4 protein-coding genes are annotated in these 3,376 nt (G+C 37.6%); 2 read left to right on the plus strand and 2 right to left on the minus strand.

Annotated features, from left to right (window positions below):
• Positions 1 to 82: 82 nt before the first annotated feature.
• Positions 83 to 727, minus strand: a complete 645-nt coding sequence (locus FC14_RS08530; RefSeq protein WP_056977410.1) for a VTT domain-containing protein — start codon at positions 725 to 727, stop codon at positions 83 to 85.
• Positions 728 to 825: 98 nt separating this feature from the next.
• Complete coding sequence (locus FC14_RS08535) at positions 826 to 1,836, minus strand: NAD(P)/FAD-dependent oxidoreductase (RefSeq protein WP_056977407.1); 1,011 nt, start codon at positions 1,834 to 1,836, stop codon at positions 826 to 828.
• 124 nt (positions 1,837 to 1,960) lie between these two features.
• On the opposite strand from FC14_RS08535, the gene FC14_RS08540 reads away from it, so the two are divergent.
• Positions 1,961 to 2,542, plus strand: coding sequence for a peptidylprolyl isomerase (locus FC14_RS08540; protein WP_056977408.1), 582 nt, complete (start codon positions 1,961 to 1,963; stop codon positions 2,540 to 2,542).
• A 120-nt stretch (positions 2,543 to 2,662) separates the two neighbouring features.
• The gene (locus tag FC14_RS08545) at positions 2,663 to 3,052 is read left to right on the plus strand and encodes a CvfD/Ygs/GSP13 family RNA-binding post-transcriptional regulator (RefSeq protein ID WP_050610740.1); all 390 of its coding nucleotides are present in this window, start codon (positions 2,663 to 2,665) and stop codon (positions 3,050 to 3,052) included.
• Positions 3,053 to 3,376 lie beyond the last annotated feature (324 nt).

Below are 3,376 nucleotides of genomic sequence, written 5' to 3' on the forward strand. Positions count from 1 at the left end.
AAGTATCTAGATGATTTTGTATATTTCATCTGTATACTTAGAAGGTATTATAGCCCATTGAGCTGCACAGTTTTTTTGATGATTAGGCTTTCTGACCAAGTCGACTTTTTATAAAGGTGATAACTGCTGGTAGTAAGGAAACAAGAATGATTCCCAAGACAATCATTGAGAAGTGTTCTTTGACTAGCGGGAAGTTACCGAAGAAATAACCGCCCCCACAACAAAGGACAACCCAAGCGGTAGCACCTGCCAAGTTATAGCGAATAAACTGGCTATATTTATAACCACTAGCTCCGGCAACAAAGGGAGCAAAGGTTCTGATAATTGGCATGAAGCGGGCTAAGGTAATGGAGATGCCACCGTGTTTTTCAAAAAACTTTTCGGTTTTGGTGATATTTTCTTCTTTGATAAAACGCCCAAAGAAGGGGTGGCTGGTAATGGATTTACCAATAGTATGGCCAATAAAGAAGTTTAATGAATCCCCAGCAACAGCAGCTACCCAAAAAAGGACAACGAAGATTCCGGTGTGCAAGTTGTAAATTGGGTTAGCGGATAGTGCGCAGGCTGCAAATAACAGCGAATCACCAGGTAAAAATGGCATGATTACCGCCCCGGTTTCGATAAAGATGATAGCAAAGACGATTAGATAGGTCCAACTACCAAAGGTGTTAACGATAGTAACGAGGTGCGTGTCAATGTGTAATACGAAATCAATAAAGAATTGAATGATATTCAAGGTTTAAGTACTCCTTCGATATAGTAGTTAAGCAGTTACTGCTTTCTTAAGTTTACTAGAAAGTTAGCCAAAAATAAGTTAAGTTTCTCTTATTTTTTCTGAGCTTGGTTAAATGCTTTAATAAGCTGAGTGCTATGGGCCGGTTGTCGTTTTTCTGGATAGACGTAGAGCAGGGCATTATTAACGGCATTGGGTGCTTCACCCAGGCCGGTTGCGATTAGGTCAATTTTACCTTCATGATAAGCGCTGTCACCGATAGCGTAGACACCTGGAATATTAGTTTCCTGTGCTTGGTTAACCTTAATTGCGCGGTTTTGCATTTCAAGCCCCCAAGAGGAGATAATTTTATTATCGGAAACAAAACCGTAATTAACCAGTAAATGATCAACCGTTATGGTTTTAGTTTCTTGGGAGCGAACTTTTTGCAAGGTAATAGTTAGTTTATCGGTTGCAGCTGGTGAGAGTTCTTTAATGGTATAAGGAGTCTCAAAGTTAGTTTTAGTTTCCTTTAACTTGGCTAAATTGCTTTCGAGTGCCCTAAATTTGTCACGCCTATGAATTAAATGTACTGATTTGGCCTGAGGGTATAAGGTTAAAGCCCAATCAATCGCAGAATCCCCTCCACCAGCGATGGCTAAGTCTTTGCCAGCAAAAGTTGTCGGGTCTGTGACAAAATAGCGTAGCTGCTTGCCTTCTAGTTGGCTAGCATTATCAAGTGTTAACCTCCTGGGTTCGAAGGCACCGATTCCGGCAGCGATTATAATTGAGCGAGAGTAGGTGGTTCTTTTGCTAGTTTTAATCAGAAAACCTTCAGGAGTTTTTTCAAAGCCAAGGACCGTTTCGCCCAGAAAAATATCAGGCTTAAAAGCTAGTGTTTGCTTTTCAAAGTTTTTAATTAAGTCCTCGCCACTAATTTCATAGAAGCCAGGAATATCATAAATCTTTTTAGCAGGGAAAAGGGTACTTACTTGTCCCCCTAATTGATCGAGACTTTCAATGATTTGGGTTTTTGCTAGACGCATACGAGCATAAGTGGCGGCAAATAAACCAACGGGGCCGCCACCGATGATAGTAATATCGTAGTATGCAGTTTCAGTCATTATCTAGAAAACATTCCTTTCGTAAAAATAGTAGATACGCTATAAGATTAGCATAAAAAGTAAGTAAAGGAAAACGTAAAGTATGGTATACTAATTAGGTATTTATAATTGGAAGGAGATTTTTATGTATCCACAATTGAACTTAGCTGCAGTTGAAGGACCAGTAGCAACATTTAAGACTAATAAAGGGGATTTTGCGATTAAGTTATTTCCTAAGCAAGCCCCTAAGACGGTTGAAAACTTTTTAGGTTTAGTAGCTAAAAATTATTATGATGGCATTATTTTTCACCGTGTAATCAAAGACTTTATGATTCAAGGTGGGGACCCAACTGGAACCGGAATGGGTGGTCAAAGTTTATGGGGGACGCCTTTTGAAGATGAATTTTCTAATGAGTTATTTAATATTCGGGGGGCACTTTCAATGGCTAATGCCGGCCCAGCGACAAATGGTAGTCAATTCTTTATAGTTCAAAACCAAAATATGCCTGCTCAAATGGAAGAACAAATGGTAGCCGCTGGTTATCCTAAAGAAATTATTGAAGCTTATCGGCAAGGTGGGACCCCATGGCTTGATCACAGACATACTGTTTTTGGTCAAGTTGTTTCGGGAATGGAAATTGTTGATGAAATTGCAAATGTTGAAACGGGGATTCAAGATAAGCCTGTAGAAGATGTTGTGATTAAGACGATTGAAGTTAGCGAATAATTTACTTAGACTTTAGTTTAAAGGAGGTAGTTAACAATTGTTAGCTGCCTTTTTTATTATTCAAGATAATTTTATGTTATTATGATATTTGGAGACTAAGTTTGATAGGTGGTGGAACACGTGGATTATAAAATTGGGATGATATTGGAAGGAAAGGTAACCGGGATTCAAGCTTACGGTGCCTTTGTTTCATTGGATGCTCAGACGCAAGGTTTGATTCATATTTCAGAATGTCATCATGGGTATGTAGACAATATAGAACATTTTTTACAAGTAGGGCAAAAAGTTCGGGTAATCATCATAGATATCGATGAGTACACTGGCAAAATTTCCCTATCTGTTCGGTGTTTAGAAAAGCCGTTTGATTTTTCTAAAGCCAACAAGAGGGTGCATTACCAACATAAAAAGTTTTGGACAAACAAGCATGCCCAAGAGGGATTTGCTCCAATTGCAGAAAGGCTAGATGGTTGGGTGAAACAAGCACTGGTTGATATTGATGCAGGTAAGTAATTTTTATTAAAATAATGCTTGACGGGCTAAAATAATCTTGTTATTATATTTTTTGTTGCTGATTTGAAATAATTAATTTTGAGTAAAAATAGTTCTTGACAATCAGTTCTGATTTTAAGTAAAATATAGAAATTGTCGTTGTTAAAAAATTATTTTTAAAAAAATAATGCTTGACATTAAAAATGATGATTGGTATCATATAATAGTTGTCATTACGATAACGAATTATTAATGAGTAGATCTTTGAAAACTGAACAAAGTTTTAGACAACCAAATGTGTAGGGTCAGTTGGAAACAACTGCAAAAACATTTGCGAAGTCAATT

The sequence above is a fragment of the Ligilactobacillus agilis DSM 20509 genome, assembly GCF_001436215.1.
Lineage (GTDB): Bacteria > Bacillota > Bacilli > Lactobacillales > Lactobacillaceae > Ligilactobacillus > Ligilactobacillus agilis.